Source organism: Promicromonospora umidemergens, from assembly GCF_024171995.1.
GTDB lineage: Bacteria > Actinomycetota > Actinomycetes > Actinomycetales > Cellulomonadaceae > Promicromonospora > Promicromonospora umidemergens.
Genome location: NZ_JAMTCT010000004.1, coordinates 136,436 through 162,679, shown reverse-complemented (window position 1 = coordinate 162,679; position 26,244 = coordinate 136,436). Strand labels below are relative to the sequence as shown.

Sequence of the window (26,244 nt, the reverse complement as noted above, 5' to 3'; positions counted from 1 at the left end):
GCGAGAGCCGTCGATCCACGCGAGTATTTCGAGCGTGACCAACCGCCCTGACCTCCCGCCGGCTCGCCGGTGGGGCGCGACGGCGCTGGTCCTGGCGCTGGTCGGCGTGCTGGCCGGGTGCGGGCCCGCAGCCACCCGGACCGACGACGCGAACGTGCTCGGCAGCGTCTCCGACCACCTCGACGACTCGAGCTCGGCGGTCGCGTCGGCAGAGCTCGCCGTGCGGGGCAGTGCCGCCGGACGGCTCCCCGACGTGACCGCTGACGTGGTGGTGGGGGACGCCGCCGAGACCGCGACAGGGGCGGTGCACGGGATCGGGACGGTCGTGCTCTCCACCGCCGACGCCGAGCAGGTGCGGGACGACGCGCTCGACGCCGCCTCGGGGGCCGTCGGTCCGGTCACGGCGGCCCGCACCTGGCTGGGCCGGCCGTCGTCCTCGTCGGCCGACGAGGTGCTGCGCGCCCTCGACGACGCCGCCACCGCGCTCGACGACGCGAGCGGTGCGGTGCGGCACGTCCAGTGGGCGCGGACGGCGCCATGAAGAGCCGCCTGCTGACCGTGGCTCTCGGCGTGCTCACCGCGATCGGTGGATTCCTCGACGCCGGGGACCTGGTCACCAATGCCGTCGTGGGCTCGCGGTTCGGGCTGTCGCTGGCGTGGGTCGTGCTGGTGGGCGTCGTGGGCATCTGCGTCTTCGCGCACATGTCCGGCAAGGTCGCCGCCGTGTCCGGCCGGGCGACGTTCGAGATCATCCGGGAACGGCTCGGGCCGACGACCGCAGGGCTGAACCTGGTGGCCAGCCTCGCCGTCACGGTGCTGACCCTCATCGCCGAGGTGGGCGGCATCGCCCTCGCGCTGCAGCTCGCGAGCAGCGTCGACCACCGGCTCTGGGTCCCGGTGGCGGTGCTGGCGGTGTGGCTCGTCCTGTGGCGCGTGAAGTTCAACCTCATGGAGAACGTCACGGGCCTGATGGGCCTGGCGCTGGTCGGGTTCGCGGTAGCGGTGTTCCTGCTCGGCCCCGACTGGGGCGAGCTCGGCTCGCAGCTGGTCCCGAACGTTCCCGTACAGGAGAGCGCGGCCGTGTACTGGTACTTCGCGGTCGCCCTGTTCGGCGCGGCCATGACGCCGTACGAGGTCTTCTTCTTCTCGTCCGGCGGCGTCGAGGACTCGTGGACCGTGAAGGACCTCGCGACGTCCCGCCTGAACGTGCTGGTGGGCTTCCCGCTCGGCGGGCTCCTGTCGATCTCCATCGCGGCGTGCGCTGCCATCGTCCTGCTGCCAGCGGGCATCCAGGTCGACTCGATGTCCCAGCTCACCCTGCCGGCCGCCGAAGCAGGCGGCACGCTGCTCGTCGCCGTGGTGATCGTCGGGATGGTGGCGGCGACGTTCGGTGCCGCGCTGGAGACCGCGCTGTCGACCGGGTACACGATCTCGCAGTACCTCGGCTGGTCGTGGGGCAAGTTCCGCCGCCCCGCGCGGGCCCCCCGGTTCCACCTGGCGATGATCCTGGCGCTCGTCGTCGCGGTCGGCGTCCTGATGACCAACGTGGACCCGGTCGCCGTCACCGAGTACTCGGTGGTCTTCTCGGCCGTCGCGCTGCCACTGACCTACCTGCCGATCCTCGTCGTCGCCAACGATCCCGAGTACATGGGCGAGCACGTCAACGGGCGGTTCATGAACGTGCTCGGCACGGTGTACCTGGTCATCCTCGTGGTGGCAGCGGTCTCGGCGATCCCCCTGATGATCGTGACGGAGGCGGGCGGATGAGGCGCTCCCGGACCGGCCCGCGCGACGCGGCCTGCATCCCTGAGCCGCCGCAGCCCGGGCGGGTCCTGGACGCGCGGCTGCACCTCCTGGACCGCCAGGTGCTCGACGTCGAGGGCGTGCCGGTGTGCACGCTCGACGACCTCGAGCTTGACGTGGTCGCCGGTCCCCGCCCGGACCAGGAACCCGCCCGGAACCCTGGACCCGCCCGGAACCCTGGACCTGCCCGGAACCCTGGAGCGGCCCAGGGCCCCGGCTCCGGCGAGAACCTGCCGGTCGACGGCAGCGTCCCCGTCGTCATCACCGCGCTGCTCACCGGGCCCGTCCTCGGCACACGGGTGTTCGGCGGCCGCCCGCCCGTGTCCCGGTGGCACCGGCTGCCGTGGTCGCACGTGACGGACATCAGCTCGGCGGTGCACCTGGGCGTCAGCGGGTCGCGCTTCGACGCGACCTGGCTCGAGCGCTGGGTGCGCAACCACATCATCGGCCGCATCCCCGGCGGCAACCACGATCCGGAGGACTCAGGATGAGAGGACTCAGGATGAGGAGACCACGGTGATCGCCTCGGACCTGCTCGACGTCCCTGTGCACGACGCCGCGGGGGCGCACCTCGGCTGGGTGGTCGACCTGCGGTTCGTGCTGGACGGGACCCCCGACACGCACCTCGCCCGCGCGCGCCTGCACGGGCTGGTGGTGTCCCCGCGCACCCGGACGTCGTTCATGGGCTTCGAGCGGTCGAGCGTGCGGCACCCGTGGCCGATCGCCCCGCTCCTGCGGTGGCGGCACCGTGGAACGTTCCTCGTGCACTGGCCGGACGTCGCCCGGGTGCAGGCACCGCAGGACGGCACCATGCCGGAGCGGGACGCCGTCGTCGTGCTCCGTAGCGGATACACCTGCTACGAGCCTGCGCTCTGACCAGGCCAGACCGGACCAGGCCAGGGCCGGTGCCCTGCGCCGCCTTCGCCGAGCGCGGTCCCCTGCGAGTCGGTGCGTGAGGTGCCAGCCTCGAACCATGACAGCGAGCCCTGGTGACCCGGAGACCCGACTCTCCCGCTCCGTGAGCGGGCGGCTGCTGTACCTGTTCATCCTCGGTGACGTGCTGGGCGCCGGCGTCTACGCCCTGGTGGGGGTGATGGCAGGGGAGGTGGGCGGCCCGGTCTGGCTGCCCCTCCTCGTCGCACTGGGTCTCGCCCTGCTCACCGCGGGCTCCTACGCAGAGCTCGTCACCAAGTACCCGCGGGCGGGCGGCGCCGCCGTGTTCGCCGAGCGTGCGTTCCGGCGTCCCCTGATCTCCTTCCTCGTCGGGTTCTCCATGCTCGCCGCCGGCGTGACCAGTGCGGCGGGCCTCTCCCTCGCGTTCGCCGGCGACTACTTCGGCGTCTTCGTCGACGCGCCGGAGCGTCTCGTCGCGGTCCTGTTCCTCCTCGCCGTCGCCCTGCTCAACGCCCGGGGCATCCGCGAGTCGCTCGGCGCGAACGTCGCCATGACGATCATCGAGGTGAGCGGCCTGGTCGTCGTCGTAGTGCTCGCCGTCGTCGTGCTGGGCCGCGGTGACGGCGACCTCGGCCGCGTGACGCGGTTCGCCGACGGCACCACGCCGGCGCTCGCGGTCCTCTCCGCCGCGATCCTGGCGTACTACTCGTTCGTCGGGTTCGAGACGTCGGCGAACCTGGCCGAGGAGGTCCGAGACATACGGCGCGTCTACCCGCGAGCACTGTTCGGTGCGCTCCTGACGGCCGGCGTCGTCTACGTCGCCGTGGGCGTCGCCGCCGTCGCGGTCGTAGAGCCGCGGACGTTGGCCGGTTCCAGCGGCCCGCTCCTCGAGGTGGTCGGTGCTGCCGGGATCGTGCCGGAGCGGCTGTTCTCCCTCGTCGCCCTGGTGGCGGTGGCGAACGGCGCGCTCCTGACCATGATCATGTCGAGCCGCCTCGCCTACGGGATGGCCGAGCAGCGGCTCCTGCCCGCGGTGCTCGGCCGCGTGCTGCCCCGTCGCCGGACGCCCTGGGCAGCGATCCTTGCCACCACGCTCGTCGCCGTCGCGCTCGTCTTCACCGGTGACCTCGCGGCGCTCGCGGAGACGGTGGTGCTGCTGCTCCTGCTGGTGTTCATCAGCACCAACGTGGCCGTGCTCGTGCTGCGGCGGGACCACGTGGAGCACGTGCACTTCCGGGTCGCGACCGTGGTGCCGTGGCTCGGTGCCGCGAGCTGTGTGCTGCTGCTGAGCCAGCAGTCGGGCCAGACGTGGCTGCGTGCCGGTGTGCTCCTGCTGCTCGGCCTGCTGCTCTACCTCGCGATGGGCCTCGCACGGCGCTCCCGGACGGGGCGTGCGGCAACCCGCACGCCGACGCCGGGCGACTGACGCCGACGCCCCGAGAGGGCCGTCACCTGCGACCTTGGTCACGATCAGCCGCTGGGGGTAGAGCGCACCCGGAGCCGGTTGTTTGAATTGTCGCCGCTGCGATCGGCGGTACTTGCCCGCGGCGTCCCCCTGACGTGAAAGTTCCTGTGCTCCTCCCTGCCTTTTTCGGCGCGCGGCTCCGCGCGCTGCGTGTGAAGCCCGTACAAACCGACCCTGCCTCCCGCCGTTCGCCGTGGCGTGCGCTGCGCCATCCGGCGATGCGGCTCTGGACCGGTGCCAACCTCGTCTCGAGCGCCGGCACGTGGATGCAGATGACCGTCCAGAATCTTCTCGTCCTGCAGATCACGGGCTCGCCTGCCGCGACAGGGCTCTCGCTGGCCGTCCAGGCGGCGCCGGGCCTGCTCTTCGGCGTCGCCGGTGGCGCGGTCGTGGACCGGTGGCCCCGCAAGGTGGTGGTCGCCGTGAGCCAGGCGGCGCTCGGCGTCGTCGCCCTCACGACGGCCCTGCTCGTCGGCCTCGACGTGCTCAACCTGCCGCTGCTCCTGGCTCTCTCGGCAGTCACCGGCCTGGTGGCCGCTGTGGACGGCCCAGCGACCTCGCTCCTCGGCAACGACCTGGTCACGCCCGACGACGTGCCCTCCGCCATCGGGCTGGGCTCCGTGACGAACAGCGTGGGCCGGCTGGCCGGCGTCGGCGTCGCCGGTGGCCTGCTCGCGTTCACCGGACCGGCCGCCGCGTACCTCATCAACGGTGTCTCGTTCCTGGCGGTCGCCGCGCTGGTGCCGTTCCTGCGGCTGCACTCACGGCGCCTCGGGGAAACGCTGCCGGTGGAGCCGGTGCCACCGGCCGGCTCGGTGGTGCCCATCCCCGCGGCAGCCCCGGCCGATCCCGCCCCGGCCGATCGCGCACCGGCCGAACCTCGATCGAGCCCGCTCGACGGCATCAGGTACTTCCTGAGCCGTCCGCGCCTGGTCGCCCTGCTGGCGGTCACGGCCGTGAGCGCGATCTTCGGACGCAACTACTCGCTCACGCTCGCCGTGCTCGTCACGGGCGCGCTCGCCGGGACCACGCAGGACTTCGCGACCGTCGCCGCCGTGCTGGCCGTCGGCGGCATCGTCGGGGCGTTCTTCGCGGGCCGGCTGCGCAAGCCGTCGGTGCGGATCGTGGCGGTCCTCGCCGCGAGCGGGGCCCTGCTGCAGGTGCTCGCCGGGTTGTCGCCGACGTTCGCCCTGCTGCTGGTGGTCGTGGCGCCCATGGCCGTGGTGGAGTCCCTCTCGGACACCGCCGGGGCGACGGTGCTGCAGACCGACCCGCCGGCCGCCATGCGTGGCCGGGTGCTGGGCGTATGGCGGACCGCGAGCACCGCGTGGGGGCTGGCCGGCCCGCCGCTCCTTGGTCTGCTCATGGAGCTGATCGGCGTGCGGGCCGCCCTCGTCGCCGGCGGGCTGGTCGTGCTCGCCACGATCGTGGCGGGCGCGGTCCGCACCAAGGTCCGCACCAAGGTCCGCACCAAGGTCCGCACAGCGCGCTCCGTGCGCACGAGCCCGTCTCGCTCGTCCCAGGGGCCGACGACGGTGGAGCCGAGCTTCTCGTACAGCCCGGTCCCGTCCGCGCGCCACTTCCAGACCGTGAGCGCTGTCGTGCTGGCGCCGCCCTCGGCGGCCTGGGTCAGCTTCGTGTCGATCAGTGCCGAGGCGATGCCGTGGCCGGGCGGCTCCGGGACGGTCCTGAGCCGTTCGGTCTCCGACCGGCCCACCGCGGGCGCGGTCACGACCAGGGAGCTCGTCGGCACGTCGCCGCTGTGAGCCGAGGGCGGGCCCCCGCGTCAGGCGGGTTCGGACGTCAGGACGGCCTCCGCGTCCGGGTGCGTCGGCACCCAGCGCGCCGTCACCAGCACGAGCCCGACGACGAGCAGCGCCGCCGTGAGCATGAACGGATAGGTGCGGTCGATCCCGGACAGCCAGCCGGAGATCCAGCCGAACGGCGCCGCGGCCAGCATGATGCACGTGCGCTGGAGCGCCATCACGCGCGAGCGTTCGGCCTGGTCCACGTGCAGCGCGACGAGCGACTCCGAGAGCATGAACAGCATGCCCGCACCGAAGCTGTCCAGCAGCAGGCACAGGCCGAGGAACGCGTACGTGGACACCGTCGCTGCGCCGTCGGACGCAGGGATGGCGACCAGCACGACCTGCCCGGCGAGGTGGACCCCGAACCCTTACAAGGTGGCGCGCCTGAGGTCGACGGCGGTGGTCAGGAGCGGGATGAGCGTGAAGAAGAAGATCACCGACAGCACCGAGCGGACCATCGGGAAGAAGGGCAGCAGCGCGTCCGGCACGTGCAGGTGCTGGCTGGCCACCACCTGCCAGAACGTGGCGTTGACGAGCGTGACCGCTGCGGTCAGCGCGGCGACGGCCAGTGCGAGGAGCGAACCGCGCGAGCGCAGCAGCAGCCCGAGCGCGCCGCGGTAACCGGCCAGCAGGCGCCACACGCTCTGCCCGCGGGTGGCGGCCATGCGGACGCGGCCCTGCCGGGTCTCTCTCGACCACAGGTAGAGCCAGACGATCTTCGCGGTCATCACGACCGCCGCGTTGATGTACAGGATGCGGACAGCGGGCTCCAGCCCGAGCTGGGCGACCAGGACGGCGGCCAGCGGCGCGAACAGGGCTGAGCAGTCGGCCGCGACCTTGACCAGCGAGTAGATCCGGGTGAGCTGGCCCCGCTCGGCGTCCTCGACCATGAGGCAGTCCCACGAGTTCTGCGTGACCTGCAGGGCGCCGTTCACGAGCGACGCCGCGAGGAAGAACCAGAAGTTCTCCGCGAACGCCCACAGCAAGCACGGGATCACCCAGGCGATCACGTCGAACCACGCCGTCGTGGCGCGCCGGCCGAGCCGGTCGGTGATGATGCCGCCGGCCAGCCCGAAGACGACCTGGGAGAGCATCGCGACGGTCGCCAGGAACCCGATCTGCTGGTCGTGCAGGCCCAGCGCCAGCATGAAGACCGACGCGTAGGGCAGCACCAGGGCCATGGACAGCCCCCACAGGGGCTCGGTCCGCACGCAGGCGCGAGGGTTACCGCGGAGCTCGACGAAGGTCCGCCAGAGCGGGTTGCGGGTGCGGTTCACCGGGCAAGTGAAGCACCTCCGTGACCCCCGGCCGTGCTACCTCGGCCGGTGCTTGTCGGCCGCACGGCGAGCCATCAGTCGGTGAGGCTCGTCCAGCAGTACAGCCCGTGCCCCAGGTCGGCCGCACGCGCGGCGAGCGCCGCGAGCGGCAGCAGCGCGGCGAGGCGCTGCCGTGGGACTGGCGGCGTCGCGGTGGTGGACCACACCCGTGCGGCCTCGGCCAGGCGGGCAGGGCCTGCGGAGGCGAGGTCGTCAGTGAGGGTCTGCGAGACGGTCACTATCCACGGGCCCTCGTCGCCCCCGTTGCCGACGAGCGCCCCGTGCCGTGGGTGGGCCGTGACCTCGCCGTACGGTCGCCCGGACAGCACGCCCGCGAGCCCGCCGAGCGTGACGAACGGGTCCATCCACGGCACCGCCACGGCGTCGAAGGGCGGTAGTCCCGTGCTCTGGTCGGGCTCGGCCGGCCCACCGGACGTGTGGAGCGCCGTCGCCGCCACCTCATCGGTAGGTGCGGCGAAGTACTCCGTGCGTATTCCCATGGTGCTGATGGTCGCAAGGCCGTGTCACGGGACTGTCACGCGGACGTGAAACCTTCGGTTCGCTGTGCGCACGTGGCGGCAGGGCCGTGCCGTGCCGACGTCAGACCTGGGCGGACCAGCGGTGTTCGACGACCTCGCGGACGCCCGTCGCGAGCGTACGGCTCCGGCCGTCCTCGCCGAGGCCGCTCGCTTCGAGGAAGGCGGCACGCGCTGCGTCGTCAACGAGCGACCACGTGGTCACGGTCTCGGAGCCGTCCGCGCGGAGGCGGTCGACGGCGGCCGCCAGGAGGCGGGAGCCGTGCCCGGCGCGCTGCGACCCGGGCAGCACCTCGAGCGACAGCACCTGGCCGGGGGAGACGGCGGCGAACCCCACGACGTCCGGGCCGTCGAGCGCCACGAGGACCGCGAAGCCGGGACCGGGCGGCGAGCTGATCGCCGACGACCAGCGCGCACGCATGGCCGGGACGTCGAGCGCGGCGATCACCCCCTCGCCCAGTACCCCGGTGGCACGCCAGGCGGCCACCTGTACCTCGGTCACGGCGTTCTCGTCACCGGCGACGGCGGGGCGGACGGATACGTCGGCAGTCTCACGAAACAGGGCCACCCGGTCACCCTACTGCTGGTGCCGCCGTCCGGTCGGTCAGCCCCAGCCGAGCGCGCGCAGGCCGGCCGCCGTGGCGGCGGCGAGCACCACCACGAGGATGAACGGTGCGCGCAGGGCGAGTGCCAGCGCGGCCACCACGAGCGCGGGGACGCGCGCGTCCACGGTCAGGGCGCTCCCGTCGGCGAAGCCCTGGACCACCACGAGGGAGACGAGGAGCGCCACGGTCACGAGGGTGGTGGCCCGCGAGACGCGTTCGGAGGCGAGCCAGGTGCGGGGGATCAGGTGCCCGCCGAGCTTGAGGGCGTAGCAGGCCAGTGACGCGACGAGCACGGTGGCCCAGAGTGCTGTGGTGGTCATGGGACGGACTCCTTCTCGGGCTCCACGACGGTGCCAGGGGCGGTCGGCGTGACCAGCCCGACGACGACGGCGACAGCGGCCGCGGCGAGCACCGGGATGCCCGGCGGTACGAAGGGGATCAGCGCGGTCGTGGCCACGACGGCGAGCCCGGCCACGAGCTGGGCGCTGCGCGGCGCGAGCCGTGGCCACACGAGGGCGAGGAACGCGGCGGCCGCGGCGGCGTCGAGCCCCCACGCGCGCGGGTCGCCGAGCGCGTCACCGGCGAGCGCACCGAGGAGCACGAACGCGTTCCAGAGCACGAAGACGCCGATGCCCGTGACCCAGAAACCGATCCGGGACGCGGCCGGTCCGGGCTGGGCGACGGCGACCGCCGTCGACTCGTCGATGGTGAGGTGGGCGGCGGCGAGGCGGCGCCAGCCGCGTACCTGGAGCAGCGGCGAGACCACTGCGCCGTACAGGGTGTTGCGCAGGCCGAGCAGGGCGGCGGTGGCGACAGCGGCGACGGGAGTGCCCGCCGCGCCGATGACGCCGACGAGCGCGAACTGCGACCCGCCGGAGAACATGAGCAGGCTCAGGGCCATGGTCGGGCCAAGGCCGACACCTGCGGCCACCGACAGCGCGCCGAAGGAGATGCCGTACAGGCCCGTCGCCACCGAGACGCTCACACCCTGGCGGACGGCGGCGCGCGCGGCCGGGTTGCTGGACAGGACGTTCACGTCGTGAGGCTACGTCGTCGCGGGGCGGGTCCGGTGCGGCGGCCGCCGTCCGGACGGGGCTCACAACGCGACGTACACCGTCTCCTGGTACTCCTCCATGCCTGCCTCCCCGCCCTCGCGGCCCAGGCCGGACGCCTTGACGCCGCCGAACGGCGCGCTCGCGTCGGACACCAGCCCGCGGTTGATGCCGATCATCCCGGCCTCGATGTCGTCCATGGCGCGGCGGGCACGGTCCAGCGACGTCGTGTACGCGTACGCCGCCAGACCGAACGGGGTGCCGTTGGCCATCTCGTAGGCCTCGTCGTCGGACCCGAAGGCGACGATCGGGGCGACCGGCCCGAAGATCTCCTCCGTCACGATCCGCGCGTCGGGGCTGATGCCGGTGAGCACGGTCGGCTCGAAGAAGTGGCCCGGGCGGTCGAGCCGACCGCCGCCGGTGAGGACCTGGGCGCCGTGGGCGACGGCGTCGTCCACCAGCCCCGTCACCTTCTCCACCGCCGACTCGTTGATGAGGGGTCCGACCTCGGCACCCGGCTGGGTGCCCGGTCCGGTCACCTTGGCGCCGACGGCCGCGGCCAGCTTCTCCGCGAAGGTGTGCGCGACGGCGTCGTGCACCAGGAAGCGGTTGGCGGCCACGCACGACTGGCCGGAGTTGCGCAGCTTCGCGATCAGAGCGCCTTGGACGGCGGCGTCGAGGTCGGCGTCCTCGAAGACGACGAACGGTGCGTTGCCGCCCAGCTCCATCGAGCTGCGCAGCACGTTCTTCGCGGCCTGTTCGAGCAGCAGGGAGCCCACCCGCGTGGAGCCGGTGAACGAGACCTTGCGCAGCCGGGGGTCCTCGAACAGCGGCTCGGTGACGGGGCCCGCCTGCGTGGTCGGGACCACGTTGACGATGCCCGTCGGCAGGCCGCGCGCCTCCGCCTCGGAGCGGATGATCTCCGCGACCAGGAGGGTGGTCATCGGGGTGAGCTCGGCCGGCTTGATCACCACCGTGCACCCGGCGGCGAGCGCAGGGGCGATCTTGCGGGTCGCCATGGCGATCGGGAAGTTCCAGGGGGTGATCAGCAGGGTCGGTCCGACCGGCCGGCGGCTCACGTACTGCTTGTTGGTGCCCGACGGCGCCGTGCGCACCAGGCCGTCCGCGCGCACCGCCTGCTCGGCGAACCAGCGCAGGAACTCGGCACCGTAGACGACCTCTGCGCGCGCCTCGGCCAGCGGCTTGCCCGCCTCGGCGGTGATGAGCGCCGCGATGTCGTCGGCGCGCGCGACGAGCCGGTCGAAGACGGCACGCAGCAGGTCGGAACGTTCGCGGGGCGGCACGGCGCGCCAGGCGGGGGCGGCGGCGTGCGCGGCGTCGAGGGCCCGGAGGGCGTCGGCAGGGGTGGCGTCGGAGACGTCGAAGATGGGCTCGGCGGTCGCCGGGTCGGTGACCTCGAACGTCGCGCCGCCCGCGGCGGGGCCCCAGTGCCCGCCGACGAGGAGGCCGGTGGGCAGGTGCGCCACGAGCGCGGGGGAGAGCGTCTTCGCCGTCATGTTCCGAGTATCCATGCCCGCGCAAGCCGTGCCCCGGGCACCGGCGAGCCGCCGGGTATCGTGCTGGCGCACGCCCACCCACGAGAGGATCACGATGACCGCGACGGCCGACCTGTACGACGAGCACGGTGAGGCGCTGGCCTCGCTCGCCGTGCAGCTGCGCGACTTCGGTGGGGTCCGTGCGTTCTCCGGCCCGGTGCGCACGGTGCGGTGCCACGAGGACAACGGCCTGGTCAAGGCGCTGACCCGGACCCCGGGCGCTGGAGCGGTCCTGGTGGTCGACGGCGGCGGCTCGCTCCGTACCGCGCTGATGGGCGACCTCATCGCGGCCGCGGCGGCCGAGAACGGCTGGGCCGGCGCGATCATCCACGGCGCGATCCGCGACTCGGCGGCGATCGGCGGGCTGCGGCTCGGCGTGAAGGCGCTCGGCACCAACCCGCGCAAGTCGTCGAAGACGGGCGCAGGTGTCGTGGACGAGGCCGTGGAGATCGGCGGCGTCGTGTTCCGGCCAGGCGCCATGGTGTACGCGGACGAGGACGGCGTGCTGGTCGAACGGTGACGCGGGGGCGTGCCACGCCCGGGGGCGCCGAGCGGCCGCCCGAGCCGCGGCTGGTCCTGCTCAACGGGCTGCCGGGGGCGGGAAAGTCCACGATCGCCGCGGCCTGGTCGGCCCGGCTCCCCGGCACGCTGAACCTCGACATCGACGTGGTCCGATCGCTGATCAGCGGCGCCGCGCCGGACACGGCGGAGCCGGCGCGGGCGCTCGGGCTCGCCATGGCGGTCGAGCACCTGCGGGGTGGGCGCGACGTCGTCGTGCCGCAGCTCGTGGCGCGGGCCGACCAGGTGCCGCGCTTCGCGGACGCCGCCGCGACGGCGGGCGCACGGTTCGTCCACGTCGTGGTGCAGACGCCGGAGGACCTGGTGGCGGGCCGGCTGGCCGCGGACGACGCACCCCACCGCCGCGGCCTCGGACCGGCGGCGCTCGCCGACTACGCGGCAGGCCTGCGCGAGGTGGCCTCGCGGTCGGGCGTGCTCCGGCTGACCAACGACAGCCTCGGCTCCGCCGTCGGGCGCCTGGAAGGCCTCCTCCGAGCGGCACGAGAGCAGGGCGCGGGGCCCGGTGGGTCGGCGCGCACAAACCCGGTGACGGGGCGGTAAACGGTACGGTATGCCTATGGTTCTTCCCGCTACCTCCGTGCGCCCGTTCGGCGCGGTCCTGACCGCGATGGTCACCCCGATGACGCCGGACGGCGCCATCGACCTGAAAGCGGCGGCCAAGCTGGCGAAGAAGCTGATCGACGACGGCAACGACGGCCTCGTCCTGTCCGGCACGACCGGTGAGTCCCCGGTGACGCACACTCCCGAGAAGGTGGACCTCGTCGCCGCCGTCGTCGAGGCGGTGGGCGACCGCGCCGTGGTCCTGGCCGGTGCCGGGTCCAACGACACCGCGCACGCCATCCGCATGGCCACGCAGGCCGCGGACGCGGGCGCCGACGGCCTGCTCGTCGTGTCGCCGTACTACTCGCGGCCCACGCAGGAAGGGCTGTACCAGCACTTCGCCGCCGTGGCCGACTCCACCGACCTGCCCGTCATGCTGTACGACATCCCCGGCCGGACCGGTGTGCGCATCGCACCCGAGACCTTCGCCCGCATCGCCGAGCACCCGCGAGTCGTGGCCAACAAGGACGCCACCGGCGACGTGTGGTCGGCGGAACAGCTCATCGAGGCCACCGGCCTCGCCTGGTACTCGGGCGACGACGGACTGCTGCTCCCCTCGCTGAGCGTGGGCGGCGCCGGGATCGTGTCGGTGGCCGCGCACGTGGTCGGGCAGAAGTTCGCCGAGGTCGTGCGGCTGTGGGACGCCGGGGACCACACCGCCGCGCTCCAGGTGTTCCGGACGACGGTGCCGGTCATCAACGCGCTCAATGGAGCCGGCGCGCAGGCCGTGATGGCCAAGGCCGCTCTGCAGGCGCAGGGCGTGCTGGAGCACCGGACGCTGCGGCTGCCGAACGTCGCCGCGAGCGATCACGAGGTGGCCCACCTGCGCGCCGTCCTCATCGCCAGCGGTGTGATCCCCGCGAGCGCGACTCCCATGTCGCCGCCGGAGCTCCCCGAGGACGCCTCGGCGATCATCGGACACCCGGCGATCGCCACCCCCCGTTAAGAACTTTCTCTGTACGTAACGAGGCCTTGGAGGCCAAGTGAGCCACCCTCACCCTGAACTGTCCCTGCCCCCAGCACTGCCTGACGGCGGCCTGCGCGTGGTCGCCCTCGGTGGCCTGGGCGAGGTGGGACGCAACATGGCGGTCCTCGAGCATGCCGGCAAGCTGCTCGTCATCGACTGCGGTGTCCTCTTCCCCGAGGACAACCAGCCCGGCGTGGACCTGATCCTGCCGGACTTCGACTACATCAAGGACCGCCTCGACGACATCGAGGCGATCGTGCTCACGCACGGCCACGAGGACCACATCGGCGCCGTGCCGTACCTGCTGCGGCTCCGCAAGGACATCCCGCTGGTCGGCTCGCGCCTGACGCTCGCGTTCATCGAGGCGAAGCTCAAGGAGCACCGCATCAAGCCCTACACCCTCGAGGTGAAGGAAGGGCAGCGCGAGAAGCTCGGCGTCTTCGACTGCGAGTTCGTCGCGGTCAACCACTCCATCCCGGACGCGCTCGCCGTGGCGGTCACCACCGCCGCAGGCACCGTGCTGCACACCGGCGACTTCAAGATGGACCAGCTGCCGCTCGACGGCCGCATCACCGACCTGCGCGCCTTCGCCCGCCTCGGCGAGAAGGGCGTCGACCTCTTCATGGTCGACTCCACCAACGCGGAGGTGCCCGGCTTCGTCACGCCCGAGGCCGAGATCGGGCCGGTGCTGGACGACGTGTTCGCCCACGCGGACAAGCGGATCATCGTCGCGTCGTTCTCGTCGCACGTGCACCGTGTGCAGCAGGTGCTGCGCGCCGCGCAGGCCCACGGCCGCCGCGTCGCCCTCGTCGGCCGCTCCATGGTGCGCAACATGGGCATCGCCGCCGACCTCGGCTACCTCGACGTACCGCCCGGCGTGCTGATCGACCTGAAGAAGGCCGACTCGCTGCCGGACAACCAGATCGTCTACATGTCGACGGGCTCCCAGGGCGAGCCGATGGCGGCGCTCTCCCGCATGGCGAACGGCGACCACAAGGTGCAGGTCGAGTTCGGCGACACCGTGATCCTCGCCTCGTCGCTCATCCCGGGCAACGAGAACGCCGTGTTCCGCATCATCAACGGGCTCACCCGCCTCGGCGCACGTGTCGTGCACGGTGGCAACGCGAAGGTCCACGTCTCCGGGCACGCCTCGGCCGGAGAGCTCATGTACTGCTACAACATCCTCAAGCCCAAGAACGTCATGCCGGTGCACGGCGAGGTGCGCCACCTCGTGGCCAACGCGGCGCTCGCGGTCAAGACCGGCGTGCCCGCCGACCGTGTGGTGCTCGCCGAGGACGGCGTGGTCGTGGACCTCGTGGACGGCAAGGCCTCGGTCGTCGGTGCCGTGCCCTGCGGGTACGTCTACGTCGACGGGTCGTCGGTCGGCGAGATCACCGAGGCGGAGCTCAAGGACCGCGTGGTCCTGGGCCAGGAGGGCTTCGTGTCCGTCTTCGCGGTCATCGACACGGCCACGGGCAAGGTGCTCGCGCCGCCGCAGGTGCTGGCCCGTGGCATGGCCGAGGACGCGTCGGTGTTCGACAAGGTCATGCCCGAGGTCACCGCCGCGCTCGAGAACGCGATCGCCGGCGGTGCCACCGACACGCACCAGCTGCAGCAGATCATGCGCCGCACCATCGGTCGCTACGTGGCGACGCGGCTGCGCCGCAAGCCGATGATCGTCCCGGTGGTCGTCGAGGCGTAGCCGGGGCGGCTGAGAACGGGGTTGTGTTCGTGACCGGGCCTGTCACGAACACAACCCCGTTCTCGTGAGGCCGGGACGTCGCCCACGCGGGCAGCTTCAAGCGAGCTTCGGTAAGTTCACCCACCGGCAATGGCGGTATATCGGGCATCGGTCGCTAGCGTTGGCGGCTGCTCGATACCCTCCCGAGAAGGTTCATATGTCGCAGCAAGCCGCTGACTCTCGGCTGCCACAGCTCGGCTCCCCGTCACTGGGCTCCGACGGTGCCACGCCGGCTCCCGCCGGACCCTACGGCCTGGCGCACGCCGTGCGAGCCGTCGCAGTGGCGTGGTGCCTGCTGCTGGTCGTCGACTGCGTGGCGGTCTTCCAGGCGGCCGGCGTCTGGCGGGCCGCGGCCGCGAACGGCCTCGGCTGGTGGCAGGTCGAGGGCACGCCGTACGACTCGATCGGGTACTTCTATCTGCCCGTCCAGGTCGTCGCCTTCCTGATCGGCTCCCAGTGGCTGTACCGGAGCCGTCGGGTGGCCGACGCGCTGTCGCCGTCGTTCCGCCACACGCACCGGCCGTCGCGGGTGTGGCTCGCGTGGGCGTTCCCCGTCCTCAACCTCTGGTTCCCGTACCAGGTGGTGCGCGACATCCGCCGGGCGACGATCGGCATGGCCACGACGGCTGCGCCCGTCCGGCGCTGGTGGCTGCTCTGGCTCGTGTGGTTGGCGGTGGACGCGGCGGCGTACGTGGTGCTGAACGCCGTCGCCCCCGCGGTCGGACCGGATGCCACGCTGGTCGCCGCCGTGCAGTGGTTCGCGGTCGGGAGCACGGTGCTCGGCATCGCTTGCGGTGCCCTGTGGCTGTGGCTGGTCGATGAGATCACGTCGGCACAGCGTGCGGGGCTCGCTACTACGTCTGGAGAGGTGTCTTGATGTCGCACGACCCGTTCGCCCCGCCCGCGGGGCCGGTGGTTCCCGCCCCGCCCGCACCCGTGCACCACACCTACGGCGCGCCGTTGTACTCCCTGCCACCGTTACGCAGCACGGCGGGGCTGGGGACCGCCGCGATCGTGCTGGCATGCGTGTGGTCGGCGGTCCAGGTGCTGAAGCTCGCGCTGGCCCCTGCGGCGGCCGACGCGCTGCGCGAGGCGGCGGCCGCGGGCTACGGTGCTTACGACAGCGCGTTCACCGGCTACGACCTCGCCGCCATCCTGTCCTTCGCGGTGCAGCTCGCGACCTACATCGTCACCTGTCTCTGGCTGTACACCAGCCGCTCGACCGCCGTGGCGGCGACCCCGGGGCTCGTGCACCAGCGCAGCAAGGTCTGGGCCTGGCTCGGCTGGTGGGTGCCGATCGTCTCGCTCTGGTTCCCGTACCAGGTGGTCCGCGACATCCGCCGGGCGACCGCGACCGGCCCGGTCTCGGGGATCGGTGGCTGGTGGGCCGCATGGCTCGTCTTCGTCACCCTGTCGAACACCGCCGGCCGGATGACCAGCCGCACGACGGCGGAGGCGACGGCGACCGCCGCGGAGGCGCTGGTCTTCGTCGAGCTCGCCGCGACGGTCGGCATGGTCGTCGCGCTCGTGCTGTGGATCCGCATGGTCCGCGACGTCTCGCGCTCCCAGGCGGAGCGCATCGCGGCCGCGCGGCAGGAGCACCGGTCATGAGGTCGCGTCGACGACCTCGTCCAGGCGTAGCCGGCGGTTGAGCGCGCCGGTGATCCGCACGACGGCGGTGCGCGGGAGGAGCCTCGTCGGCCAGGTCATCGCACGGTTCACCGCCCGGCCCGGGTAGGACACGGCGCGCCGCCGGGCGTAGTCGTCCAGGGTGCGGGCCGCGACGCTCTCCGGCGTGTCGGCCACCCGGGGGTCGATCGTGGCCGTGGTGCCGTCGAAGAAGCCGGTGGCGATCGCACCGGGGTGCGCGGCCATGACGTGGACCCCGGTTCCTCGCAGCTCCTCGGCCAGCGACTCCGTGAAGGAGAGCACGAACGCCTTCGTCGCGGCATAGCTGGCCTGGTAGGGCATGGGCTGGAAGGCTGCGGTGGACGAGACGTTGATGATGCCGCCGGAGCCGCGAGCGACCATCTCGGCTCCGATCGCGTGGGTCAGTGCGAGCAGGCCGCTGATGTTGAGCCCGACGGTGCTCAGCTGCGCTCCGAGCGGGCGGCCGAGGAACGGGCCCACGCTGCCCGCGCCCGCGTTGTTGAGCAGCAGGTCGACGGTGAGGCCGCGGTCGCGCAGCTCGCGCAGGATCCGCTCGGGGCCGTCGTGAGCCGCGAGGTCACCGACCACGACCTCGGCGTCCGGGCCGCCGTGCCGTTCCTGGATCTGCGCGACGAGGTCCCGTAGCGGCCCCTCCGAACGAGCCAGCAGGATCGGCCGGGCTCCCCGGCGGGCCAGCTCCAGCGCGTAGGCGCGGCCCAGCCCCTTGGACGCGCCGGTGACCAGCACGGTGACGTCGGTGAAGTCGTGGATCACAGAATCTCCCAATGATTCGAGTCTCGAAGTATTACGAGCAGAACGTAGCACGGTCCTTCGAGGCTCGAACTATCAGTAGGATGGCGTGATGACGACGCCAGAGCTCACCGCGGTGGTCGCGGCGACCCACGACATCTGGATGCGGACGAACGACCTGCTCGGCCAGTCGCTGGCGGAGCACCAGATGACGCCGGCGACGTTCCAGGCGCTGTGGGTCATCGACCCCGAAGAGAAGCCACCGTCGATGAAGGCGATGGCCGAACGCCTGTACTGCAACGCCCCCAACCTGACGTTCATCAGCAACCAGCTCGTCGACCGCGGCCTGGTGGAACGTGCGGTGGACCCGGACGACCGGCGCTCCCGCGTCCTCGTGCTGACCACCAAGGGCCGCCAGGTCCGTGAGGAGCTGGTCCGGACGGCGCTGGAGAAGACCCCGCTGGCGGTGCTGTCGGCCGTCGAGCTGCGGCAGCTCAGCGCCCTGCTGGGGCGCGTCGCCCGACCGGCCGGATGACCCGCGACCGGTGCGCCGTCCGACCGGGCTCCGGTCAGACGGCGACCTGGTCGCGGATCCAGTCGGCGTGGTCGCCGAAGCTGCTGAGCTCCTCGTCGCCCTGGATCCTCGCCTCTACTGCCGCGACCAGCTCCAGCGCGCGGGCCGTGCCGCCCGCCTCGACCGACAGCTCGGCGGCGAGCAGGGCACAACGGCACCAGCGCCCGACGTCGTCGCAGTCGCGCAGCAGGGACTCGGCGCGGCTCGCCAGCTCGACGGCCTCGTCAAGGGCGCCGTCGTAGAGGCCGCAGAGGCGGCCCGTGTCCAGGTCCTCCTCGGCGATCGCCCGGGCGTGCTGCTCGAGCGTCTCGGGCAGCTCCAGCCGCAGCCTCGCCTGCTCGTCCGGATCCGTCGCGTCGGCCAGCGCGGCTTCGCACACGCGGGTGGCGCCGGTCATGATGCGGCTGGCCTCGGCGACGTCGCGGTTCCGGACCGCCCACGCCCACGCCCGGGTGGCACGGAGCTGGCGCATCGCGTCGCCGACCTCGGCCCACAGGTCCGCAGCCCGCTCGTAGGCCAGCTGTGCCGACCTCGACTCGCCGGCCTTGCCCAGGGCCTCCGCCGCGAGGTTGGCCAGCACCGCGTGGTCGGTCTGCTCTGGCCAGTGCTGCGCGACCTGCGCCGCGGCGAGCCAGTGCGCGGCCGCCTCCGCCGGCGCGTCCCTGGTCATGGCACAGTCGCCGAGCCACCAGCGGACCTGCACCAGCATCCCGTCGCCGTGCACCTCGGGGGAGGGGTCCAGGTCGGGCAGCGCCTGCTCCAGCACGGGCGCCGCCTCGTCGAACCGGCCCGCGGCCATGAGATGCCCGGCCAGCCGCGCCCTGGCCACGACGGCGGAGCTCCGGTCGACCAGGTCGGCCCAGGCCACCGCCTCCAGCCCGTGGTGCACGGCAGCGGACAGGTCGTCGTCAGCGGCGAGCACCTCCGAGAGCTGCAGGTGCGCCATCAGACGCCACTCGGGTGCCGCCGCGTCGCCGGCACGGTCGATGGCGTCCGCCATCCCCGACCGCATGCCCGCCAGGTCCCCGGCCTCCTGAGCCAGGTTGTACCGACCGAGGGCCTCGCTGACATCGGCGGACACGGGCTCCTCGCCGGCGCCTGCGCGGTTGCCGCCGACGGCCTCCGGCGCGGTGGCTGCCGGCTCAGCCTCCTGCTGGTCCCGCGGCGCGCCGGGTGCAGAGCCTGCGGCAGGCTGCCCGACGGTGGGCTCCGCGCCGGCCGGCCCGGCGTCCGACGGCAGCACCGCTCGCACCCCGAGCGGTAACCGGCTGAGCAGCGGCTCGGCGTCCAGGCGCGCCTGGATCCGCTCGCTCACCGCCGTCGTGCCGTTGCGCTCGTCGAACCGGGCGGCCAGCGCGAGCGCCTCCGTCCGCGCGTCGTGCGCCAGCTCAGCGGTGGTCCAGGTGCGGCCGGCCGGGCCGGAGACCTCGAGACCGCCACGGCCTAGCGCGACCAGCCGGTCCATGAGCAGCGCCGTCACCGCGAGATGCCCCATCCGGGGCGCGGGCTCGAGGCCGGTGTCGAAGTACGCGGGCGTGTCGGCCAGAAGCTCGAGCCCGCGCGCCTCGTTCCCGGTGAGCGCGCAGAACTCGATGTGCCTGCCCACCGACGGCATCATGCTCTCCGAGCCCTTGACCATCGGGTAGCCCCGCAGGTGGTTCGCCCGGGCCTCGTCGATCCGGCCCAGCCGCACCAGTGGGAGCAGCGAGCGGGCCAGCGTGCGGTGCGGCTCCTCGGCGCACGTCTGCTGACCGGACAGGACGCGCTCCCAGTGCTGCACCGCTCTACCGTCCGCTCCGGCAGCGACGTAGAACTCGCCCTGGTGCGCCGTCTCGCAGGCGCGGCAGTCGGCCATCTCGCCACGCTCGGCGGCGAGCCAGCCGTCGAAGGCCCGCTGCGCCCGCTCGGTGTCGCCCAGGTGGTCGGCGACGTTGAACTCGGACATCCGCACGGCTCGCTCGGTGTGCCCGGCCAGCCGGTACCGGTGGTCCATCTCTGCGAGCCAGCTCTCGATGGCGGCCAGCGGCACCTGCGGCAGGTCGAGCATGCCGGTGGTCATCCACTTGAAGTCCCAGAACAGCGAGTGCGTGCTGAAGTGGTCGAAGAGGCTCGGGTCCTGGTCCCAGAGCCGCAGGGCGCGGGCGAAGGGGACGAGCGCCTTGGGCCGGTCCGCGCTGAACTGGTAGGCGCTGACCAGATGGAACAGGGCGCTGACCTCGGCCTGCGGTCCGATCTGCGTCGCCTGGTCGAGGATCTGCTCGGCCGCCGCCGCCTGGGACGTCCCGTGGGGGCGCTGCCGGTTCTCCCAGATGGCGGCCTGCAGCGTCGCCAGGTCGGTGATCTCGGTCATCGGTTCGTCGCCTGGGAGCCGCCGTGCTGGTCACCGCGTGCCGCCGGGGCCGCCCACTCCAGCAGCTCGCCGAACGCACGGTTCACGAGCGCCTGGTCGACAGGCCGCAGGGGGCGCCGGGCCTGGAGCAGCGACTGCCCGTACAGGGCATCGGTCGCGACGCCGGTCAGGTCGGCGTCGGGCAGCGCGGCGATACGGCGCACCAGCGGGTTGAGGTGGTTGAGCACGAGCCGGGCCCGCGGGGCCTCGTCGCGCAGGGCACCGAGGATGCCGGCCCAGAGGTCGTCCGCGTGTCCCTCGGCATCCGCGCGGGCGCGTTCGTGGCGTGCGGACCGGTCGTCCAGGTGGACGGCGGCCAGGGTCGCAGGATGGAACGCGCGCACCACGACGTCGCAGTCCAGCGGGTCGAGCCGCGCCCGGGCGGTGGCAAGGAACGGTGCGAGCGCGAGCTCGGACGCCGGGTCGAGGTGGTCCAGGTGTGCCGTCACCACGGAGGCGTCCAGCTCCTCGACGACCGTGGCGGGCCGGACGAGCGGCAGCGCCTCGACGAGCGCCGCGTCGTACGTGTAGCCGCCGTTGACCACGGCCATGCCCTGCGCCGCAGCGATGGCGGAGACCTGGCGGAACTCGTCGACGGTGCGCGTGAAGTGCACCGTCCGGTGCCGGCGGGCGAGGTCGTCGAGCGTCAGCTCGCCCTCCGACGTCTCGAAGGGCAGCCACGGGAGCATGGTGCGCAGCACGTCGTCGTCATGGAGCGCGAGCGCCTTGACCCCCAGGTGGTGCACGGCGAGGAAGCGCCGCAGGCGCTCTGGCGAGGTGGTCGCGAGCTGCGCGAGCCAGCCGCGGACCCGGTCGCCGAGCGCTTCCCGCACCGCGGCGAGGGTCTCGTCCTCGTAGAGCTGCTCGCGGCTGGCCGTCGGTCGCAGCGAGTCGGTGTCGAGGACGCACCGCACGAAGAACGCCCAGTCGGGCAGCAGGGTCTCCGCGCGGTCGGTGAGCAGCATCCCCTTGAGGTGCACCCGGTGACCGCCGCGCTGTGCGGGGCTCACCACGCCGGGCAGGACGTACGCGACGCCACGGATGCCGACCAGCGGCAGGTCGAGCTCGATCGAGTCCAGCGGCGCGAAGCCGAACGTGTCCTGGCAGTACGCCGACAGCGCCGCGGCCCGCGCCGTCGGGCTCGTGTGCTCGGCCTCCCACGGCGGGCGTCGGCCGGTGACGGGCTCGTCACCCACCCGGACGTCATAGGGCAGCAGTGCCCCGAAGTCCGCCGCGAGGTCGGCCACGGTCGCCGCCTCGAACCACTGCTCGCTCCCGCGGCGGGCCACCAGGTGCACCGTCGTGCCCGGCTCGGGGTGCTCGGTGGCCGGCAGGGTGCGGACGGTGTACGAGCCGTCGTCGTGGGCGACCCACTCCACCGGCAGCGCGTCGGGCGTGCGTGCCGAGCGGCTCACGACCCGGATGGTCTCGGCAACGACGAAGCAGGCCAGCAGGCCGATGCCGAACTGGCCGAGGAACTCCTTGCGCGCCTCGTCGAGGTTGTCCCGCTTGGAGCTGCGCCCGATCGTGGCCAGGAGCTGGTGCACCTCGGGCTCGCTGAGACCGACGCCGGAGTCGGTGATCCGCAGCGCGGACCCGGTCGCCTCGATCCGCACGGTGCTGGGCGCGCCGGGGTCGAGCTCACGCCGCGCCGTGATGGCGTCGACGCCGTTCTGCAGCAGCTCGCGCACGTAGACGCGCGGGCTGGCGTACAGGTGCTGGGACAACAGGTCGACCAGCCCACGGAGGTCGACCTGAAAGGTGTGCGGTGATCCCGCCGAGGTCTCTTGCGTCGTCATGGTGCGCGAAATGCTACTGGCGCACACTGACAGGCCCCAGGAAAGTGCCGCCCGGACACCGGATCTCGACAGGGGTGTTGCGGGTTCACCCACATTTGGTGGCTACCGGACATAGCGGTGTGAGTACGGTGTCGGGAACACACCGGAGGCCATTGATGTCCGATCCGCGTATCTCCCACCAGAACGGTGCCACGCCCTGGCCCGGTCAGCAGGGCCGACCGCCCTACCCGGAGCAGCTGGGCAGCCCAGCGCACCCGCAGTCCCCGTACGCCGAACCGCAGTACCCCGAGCAGCGCGCCGGCCAGTACGCGCTGGCCACCGGCCAGCGCCCGGTCGCCACCGGGCAGCAGCACCAGGTGCCTCTCGACGAAGCCTACCCGCCCGCACGGCGGCGGCTGCCGAGCAAGCCCCTGCCCGAGCCCCCTGCCGGACTGGCCGTCGGGGCGATCGTCGCCGCGTGCTGCCTGCTCTTCGTCGAGCTCGCCGAGCTGGCGATCCTGCTCGTCACCGGTGGCAGGGGCGGGGCCGTCGCAGGCATCGAGATCGGCCTGGGCGTGCGGATCGACCCCAACGGCGACACCGTGACGTTCCTGTTCGGGCTGGCTGCCTTCGTGGCAGCCTGCGTCTGGCTGCAGGCCAGCCGTAGGTTCGCCGAGGCCGCGAACCCCGCGGCGCGGTTCGCGCACGGTCGGGCCTGGACGTGGTTCGGCTGGTGGGTGCCGGTCGCGTTCCTGTGGATCCCCTACGGGGTGGTCCGCGACGTCCGCAGTGCCGTGGTCCCGGACGGCGGACGCCGCGTCGCGCTCGGCCTGTGGTGGTCCTTCTGGCTGCTGTCGGGCCTGCGGGTGCTGGCCTCGTCCTCTGCCGACGCGGAGATCCTGGTCCGGTCCGTCGCGGTGGCCGCGCTGACCGTCGCGTTCGCCTGGTGGGTCCGGATCATCCGTGAGATCACGAGAGCCCAGGAGAAGATGGCTGGATTCGCCTGACACCGGGGGCGTGGCAGGACGTTAACCTGCCCGTATGGCCACTCTCCCTCCGTCGTCACGCCCTCCTCGAGCAGAGCTGCACGTGCACCTCGAGGGGACGCTCGAGCCGGACCTGGCGTTCGAGCTGGCGGTCCGCAACGGCGTCGGCCTGCCGTATCCCGACCCGGAGAGCCTGCGTGCCGCCTACGAGTTCCAGGACCTGCAGTCGTTCCTGGACCTGTACACGGCGGGCATGTCGGTGCTGTGCACCGAGGCCGATTTCGCCGACCTGACCCGTGCCTACCTGGTGCGGGTGGCACGGGCGGGCGTGCGGCACGCCGAGATCAGCTTCGACCCGCAGGCGCACCTCGTGCGGGGGTTGCCGCTGGAGGTGGTCGTCGGCGGCATCGCGGGCGTCCTGGAGCGCAGCGAGGCCGAGCTCGGTATCTCGACCCTGCTCATCGCCTCGTTCCACCGCGACCGGGACAGCGCGGACGCGCTCGACGTCCTGGAGCGGCTCCTCGCGATGGGCGCGCCGATCGTGGGTGTCGGGCTGGACAGTGCGGAGGTCGGGTACCCGCCGAGCTTGTTCGAGGGTGTCTACGCGCGGGCGGCGCAGGCCGGTCTGCGGCTGACCGCCCACGCGGGGGAGGAGGGACCAGCCGCGAACATCCGGGACGCCCTCGACGTCCTGCACGCCGAGCGGATCGACCACGGCATCGCCGTGGTCCAGGACCCGGACCTGGTCGCACGCGTCGTGGCGCAGCAGGTCCCGTTCACCGTGTGTCCTGTGTCCAACGTGCGGCTGCGTGCCGTCCCGAGCCTGGCCGAGCACCCGCTGCCCGCGATGATCGAGGCAGGCATGCTCGTCAGCATCAGCTCCGACGACCCGCCGTACTTCGACGCGTACGTCGACGACGTCGACGACGCCGTCACAGCGGCCTACGGCCTCACCAGGGACCAGCGGGCGGCGCTCGCCGCCGCGTCGTTCCGCGGGTCCTTCCTCGCACCGGACCGCGTGGCCGAGCGACTGGCCGAGGTGGAGGCGTGGCGCACGGCCCGCGCCTGACCACCAGAGGACCGCGCGCAGAGATCACCCGCTGTGCCCCCGGGTCGCCTGGCTCGGTGGCCGATAGTGTGCCCAGCACACCGCGCGAGGAGGCGACGTTGTCCCAGCTGAACCCGTACGAGCCCCGGCCGCCGGCCCTGATACCTCCGGTCCCCGCCCGTGCCGCCCAGGTGGCGGTCGTGGTCGCGATCTGCCTGGCACTGACGCAGGTCCTGGTGTTCGTGGCGTCGATCCCGGCGAGGCCGGTGGCGGACAGGATCCTCCAGGAGGGAGTGTCTGCGGCCGTCGGGCCGCCGTTCTACCTGATCTTCAGCCAGATCAGCGGCCTCGCCCAGGTCCTGGCGCTCGGCGGGTTCGTGGCCGGCTGCCTGTGGCTCCACGGGTCACGCGCCTTCGCGGTCGCCGCGCGTCCGGAGATCCTCCAGGAGCGCGGCCCGGTCTGGGTGTGGCTCGGCTGGGTGGTCCCGGTCGTGAGCCTGTGGTTCCCGCTCCAGGTCGTAGCCGACATCCGGCGTGGTTGCGTGCGAGGACAGCAGCGCTCGCTCGGCGCCTGGTGGGCCGCCTGGCTGGTCTTCGTGTTCAGCCTCTTCTTCAGGTTCTCCAGCTCGTCGGGCGACGGCTCGTTCCGGCTGACGGTCGATATGCCGCTGCCTGTCGTCGAAGGCATCGGGGCCGCGGCCGGGGTCGTCGCCCTGGTCCTCTGGATCCGGACCATCCGGGAGATCACTGCCGGCCAGCGGGAGCTCGCGGAGCGGGCGGCCGCCGCGGCCTGACGAAACCGCGTCAGCCGCCGAGAAGCGCGGGCCCGACCCTTCCCGCTGCGTGCTCGAAGGCGGCCGCGCGCTCGTGCTCGTCGCCGGGCAGCAGGCCCGCCAGCTCGAGCGACACCAGGCCGTGCACCAGGCCCCAGAGTCCGACGGCGGCGCTCAGCACGTGCTCGGGCGGCGCGCCGTGGACCGCTCGGGCGACGGCGTCGTGCAGCACCCGGAAGGTCGGGCGCTCGATCGCTGACGTCGGACCGCCGGGTGCCGGCGACACGGCGCGGTAGAACATGACGCGGTAGAAGTGCGGGTCGGCCAGGGCGAACCGCCGATAGGCGCCGCCGAGGGCGCGGAGGTCCGCTGCGGGATCGTCGCTCTGCCCGACGGCGGCCAGGTGCTCGGCGAAGCGCCGGAACCCCTCGTCGCTGACGGCCTCGACCAGCGCCTCGCGGGAACCGAGCAGCGCGTAGACGGCTGATGCGCTGGTCCCCGCCGCTGCGGCCACCTTCCGCACGGTGACGGCGCTCTCGCCGTCGGACGAGATCACCTGCGAGGTGACTTCGAGGAGCCGGGTGCGCAGAGCGTCGTCGTGCAGTCGTGGTCGAGCCATGGTGTGAGTGTAGAAGGCTTGACGTGGGTTTGCGAACGTTGTTTGATAACAGTGTTACGAACCATCGGTCGACCCACTGCCCCAGGAGGAAGTCGTGCTCGAGCTCTCGGATCCGGCCCGCATCACAGCGGGCGTCGTGCTGCTGACCGTCGTAGGGATCGAGTCCGGCGGGTTCTTCCTGCTCAAGGTGTTCGGCGGCAGGCTGGTCACCACCGACCTGCAGAAGAGCTTCTACCGGGCCGGCCACGCGCACGCGGGCGTGCTGGTGATCCTCGGTCTGCTCTGCGTTCTCCTGGCGGAGGGGACGAGCCTGACGGGCTTCGCGCGCTGGCTGGCCGCCACGGGTGTGCTGTGCGCGGCGATCCTGATGCCGGCGGGATTCTTCTTCTCCGCGATGGGTAAGGGGCGGACGGCGCCCAACCGCGCCGTCGTGCTGCTCCCGGCCGGGGCGGTGTTCCTGGCCGCGGGTGTGGTGACGCTGGCGGCCGGCCTGCTCCTGGCCTGAACCGGGCAGGCTCGGGCCAGGCCCGTGCGGCGTGCACGGACGGATGGCGTGCGACAAGACGGATGACGGCCCGGTCCGGGACACACCGCGAGGGTTCTTGGGCCGGGCCGTCGTCCCCGGTTACGGTGGCGACATCATGGCGACCCGCACGTCGGCCCGGCGAAGCTCCGGGAAGGGATCCGGGCAGGGCGCGAAGCGCCCAAGGCCCAAGGCCGCAGCGTCGAGACCGACTCAGCGCCGGGGGGCTGCC

At 72.7% G+C, this 26,244-nt stretch carries 28 protein-coding genes; 17 read left to right on the top strand and 11 right to left on the bottom strand.

What is annotated here, in order from left to right; translation table 11 throughout:
* The first annotated feature begins 34 nt into the window (after positions 1-34).
* The 6 genes from APR04_RS09115 (at position 35) to APR04_RS09090 (ending at position 5,928) form a co-directional block, all read left to right on the top strand.
* Positions 35-541: a hypothetical protein gene (locus APR04_RS09115; protein ID WP_253869414.1), complete on the top strand. Its 507-nt coding sequence runs from the start codon at positions 35-37 to the stop codon at positions 539-541.
* Positions 538-1,767: an Nramp family divalent metal transporter gene (locus tag APR04_RS09110; RefSeq protein ID WP_253869413.1), complete on the top strand. Its 1,230-nt coding sequence runs from the start codon at positions 538-540 to the stop codon at positions 1,765-1,767. Before APR04_RS09115 ends, APR04_RS09110 begins: the two co-directional genes overlap by 4 nt.
* A complete protein-coding gene (locus APR04_RS09105; RefSeq protein WP_253869412.1) occupies positions 1,764-2,294 on the top strand; it encodes a hypothetical protein in 531 nt (176 codons plus the stop codon). The genes APR04_RS09110 and APR04_RS09105 overlap by 4 nt, the downstream gene beginning before the upstream one ends.
* A 25-nt stretch (positions 2,295-2,319) precedes the next feature.
* A complete protein-coding gene (locus APR04_RS09100; RefSeq protein ID WP_253869411.1) occupies positions 2,320-2,679 on the top strand; it encodes a PRC-barrel domain containing protein in 360 nt (119 codons plus the stop codon).
* 97 nt (positions 2,680-2,776) lie between these two features.
* Complete coding sequence (locus APR04_RS09095; protein ID WP_253869410.1) at positions 2,777-4,123, top strand: APC family permease; 1,347 nt, start codon at positions 2,777-2,779, stop codon at positions 4,121-4,123.
* Positions 4,124-4,257: 134 nt separating this feature from the next.
* Positions 4,258-5,928, top strand: coding sequence for an MFS transporter (locus tag APR04_RS09090; protein WP_308292333.1), 1,671 nt, complete (start codon positions 4,258-4,260; stop codon positions 5,926-5,928).
* Positions 5,929-5,948: 20 nt separating this feature from the next.
* Here the strand turns inward: APR04_RS09090 and APR04_RS09085 are convergent, their stop codons facing one another.
* The 7 genes from APR04_RS09085 to APR04_RS09055 all read right to left on the bottom strand — a co-directional run bounded on the left by APR04_RS09085 (position 5,949) and on the right by APR04_RS09055 (position 10,996).
* Entirely contained in the window at positions 5,949-6,308 is a 360-nt protein-coding gene (locus APR04_RS09085) for a hypothetical protein (RefSeq protein WP_253869408.1), read from the bottom strand.
* Between the two features lie 30 nt (positions 6,309-6,338).
* Positions 6,339-7,247 carry an MFS transporter gene (locus APR04_RS09080; RefSeq protein WP_253869407.1) on the bottom strand — a complete coding sequence of 303 codons (909 nt, stop codon included), beginning with the start codon at positions 7,245-7,247 and terminating at the stop codon, positions 6,339-6,341.
* 74 nt (positions 7,248-7,321) lie between these two features.
* On the bottom strand, positions 7,322-7,786 hold the full coding sequence (locus APR04_RS09075) for a hypothetical protein (protein WP_253869406.1): 465 nt from the start codon (positions 7,784-7,786) through the stop codon (positions 7,322-7,324).
* Positions 7,787-7,886: 100 nt separating this feature from the next.
* Complete coding sequence (locus tag APR04_RS09070) at positions 7,887-8,390, bottom strand: GNAT family N-acetyltransferase (protein WP_253869405.1); 504 nt, start codon at positions 8,388-8,390, stop codon at positions 7,887-7,889.
* A gap of 36 nt (positions 8,391-8,426) precedes the next feature.
* Positions 8,427-8,747, bottom strand: coding sequence for an AzlD domain-containing protein (locus APR04_RS09065; RefSeq protein WP_253869404.1), 321 nt, complete (start codon positions 8,745-8,747; stop codon positions 8,427-8,429).
* On the bottom strand, positions 8,744-9,463 hold the full coding sequence (locus APR04_RS09060; protein ID WP_253869403.1) for an AzlC family ABC transporter permease: 720 nt from the start codon (positions 9,461-9,463) through the stop codon (positions 8,744-8,746). Before APR04_RS09060 ends, APR04_RS09065 begins: the two co-directional genes overlap by 4 nt.
* Before the next feature lie 60 nt (positions 9,464-9,523).
* Complete coding sequence (locus APR04_RS09055; RefSeq protein ID WP_253869402.1) at positions 9,524-10,996, bottom strand: NAD-dependent succinate-semialdehyde dehydrogenase; 1,473 nt, start codon at positions 10,994-10,996, stop codon at positions 9,524-9,526.
* A gap of 94 nt (positions 10,997-11,090) precedes the next feature.
* On the opposite strand from APR04_RS09055, the gene rraA reads away from it, so the two are divergent.
* From rraA to APR04_RS09025, 6 genes are all read left to right on the top strand, one after another.
* A complete protein-coding gene (rraA, locus tag APR04_RS09050) occupies positions 11,091-11,555 on the top strand; it encodes a ribonuclease E activity regulator RraA (protein ID WP_253869401.1) in 465 nt (154 codons plus the stop codon).
* Positions 11,552-12,154, top strand: a complete 603-nt coding sequence (locus tag APR04_RS09045) for a P-loop nucleotide/nucleoside kinase family protein (RefSeq protein ID WP_253869400.1) — start codon at positions 11,552-11,554, stop codon at positions 12,152-12,154. The genes rraA and APR04_RS09045 overlap by 4 nt, the downstream gene beginning before the upstream one ends.
* 10 nt (positions 12,155-12,164) lie before the next feature.
* Positions 12,165-13,160 (top strand): 4-hydroxy-tetrahydrodipicolinate synthase, encoded by a 996-nt coding sequence (dapA, locus tag APR04_RS09040; RefSeq protein WP_253869399.1) that lies wholly within the window; start codon positions 12,165-12,167, stop codon positions 13,158-13,160.
* Between the two features lie 37 nt (positions 13,161-13,197).
* Positions 13,198-14,883 carry a ribonuclease J gene (locus tag APR04_RS09035; RefSeq protein ID WP_253869398.1) on the top strand — a complete coding sequence of 562 codons (1,686 nt, stop codon included), beginning with the start codon at positions 13,198-13,200 and terminating at the stop codon, positions 14,881-14,883.
* 196 nt (positions 14,884-15,079) lie between these two features.
* A complete protein-coding gene (locus APR04_RS09030) occupies positions 15,080-15,799 on the top strand; it encodes a DUF4328 domain-containing protein (protein ID WP_253869397.1) in 720 nt (239 codons plus the stop codon).
* Entirely contained in the window at positions 15,799-16,533 is a 735-nt protein-coding gene (locus APR04_RS09025) for a DUF4328 domain-containing protein (RefSeq protein ID WP_253869396.1), read from the top strand. The genes APR04_RS09030 and APR04_RS09025 overlap by 1 nt, the downstream gene beginning before the upstream one ends.
* Here the strand turns inward: APR04_RS09025 and APR04_RS09020 are convergent.
* Entirely contained in the window at positions 16,528-17,346 is an 819-nt protein-coding gene (locus APR04_RS09020; protein ID WP_253869395.1) for an SDR family NAD(P)-dependent oxidoreductase, read from the bottom strand. The genes APR04_RS09025 and APR04_RS09020 overlap by 6 nt on opposite strands.
* 88 nt (positions 17,347-17,434) lie before the next feature.
* Between APR04_RS09020 and APR04_RS09015 the strand changes: the two genes are divergently transcribed.
* Positions 17,435-17,857 (top strand): MarR family winged helix-turn-helix transcriptional regulator, encoded by a 423-nt coding sequence (locus tag APR04_RS09015; protein ID WP_253869394.1) that lies wholly within the window; start codon positions 17,435-17,437, stop codon positions 17,855-17,857.
* Between the two features lie 34 nt (positions 17,858-17,891).
* Here the strand turns inward: APR04_RS09015 and APR04_RS09010 are convergent, their stop codons facing one another.
* Together APR04_RS09010 and APR04_RS09005 are read right to left on the bottom strand one after the other, a co-directional pair.
* Positions 17,892-20,246, bottom strand: coding sequence for a hypothetical protein (locus APR04_RS09010; RefSeq protein WP_253869393.1), 2,355 nt, complete (start codon positions 20,244-20,246; stop codon positions 17,892-17,894).
* Positions 20,243-22,084 carry an HSP90 family protein gene (locus APR04_RS09005; RefSeq protein WP_253869392.1) on the bottom strand — a complete coding sequence of 614 codons (1,842 nt, stop codon included), beginning with the start codon at positions 22,082-22,084 and terminating at the stop codon, positions 20,243-20,245. The genes APR04_RS09010 and APR04_RS09005 overlap by 4 nt, the downstream gene beginning before the upstream one ends.
* A gap of 155 nt (positions 22,085-22,239) precedes the next feature.
* Here APR04_RS09005 and APR04_RS09000 point away from each other — a divergent pair, with 155 nt between their 5' ends.
* The 3 genes from APR04_RS09000 to APR04_RS08990 all read left to right on the top strand — a co-directional run bounded on the left by APR04_RS09000 (position 22,240) and on the right by APR04_RS08990 (position 24,891).
* The gene (locus APR04_RS09000; RefSeq protein ID WP_253869391.1) at positions 22,240-23,070 is read left to right on the top strand and encodes a DUF4328 domain-containing protein; all 831 of its coding nucleotides are present in this window, start codon (positions 22,240-22,242) and stop codon (positions 23,068-23,070) included.
* Between the two features lie 34 nt (positions 23,071-23,104).
* Positions 23,105-24,118: an adenosine deaminase gene (add, locus tag APR04_RS08995; protein ID WP_253869390.1), complete on the top strand. Its 1,014-nt coding sequence runs from the start codon at positions 23,105-23,107 to the stop codon at positions 24,116-24,118.
* 98 nt (positions 24,119-24,216) lie between these two features.
* Entirely contained in the window at positions 24,217-24,891 is a 675-nt protein-coding gene (locus tag APR04_RS08990) for a DUF4328 domain-containing protein (RefSeq protein WP_253869389.1), read from the top strand.
* A 10-nt stretch (positions 24,892-24,901) separates the two neighbouring features.
* Here APR04_RS08990 and APR04_RS08985 read toward each other — a convergent pair whose 3' ends face one another.
* A complete protein-coding gene (locus APR04_RS08985; protein WP_253869388.1) occupies positions 24,902-25,489 on the bottom strand; it encodes a TetR/AcrR family transcriptional regulator in 588 nt (195 codons plus the stop codon).
* A 94-nt stretch (positions 25,490-25,583) separates the two neighbouring features.
* Between APR04_RS08985 and APR04_RS08980 the strand changes: the two genes are divergently transcribed.
* Complete coding sequence (locus APR04_RS08980) at positions 25,584-25,994, top strand: hypothetical protein (protein WP_253869387.1); 411 nt, start codon at positions 25,584-25,586, stop codon at positions 25,992-25,994.
* The last annotated feature ends 250 nt before the right edge of the window (positions 25,995-26,244 follow it).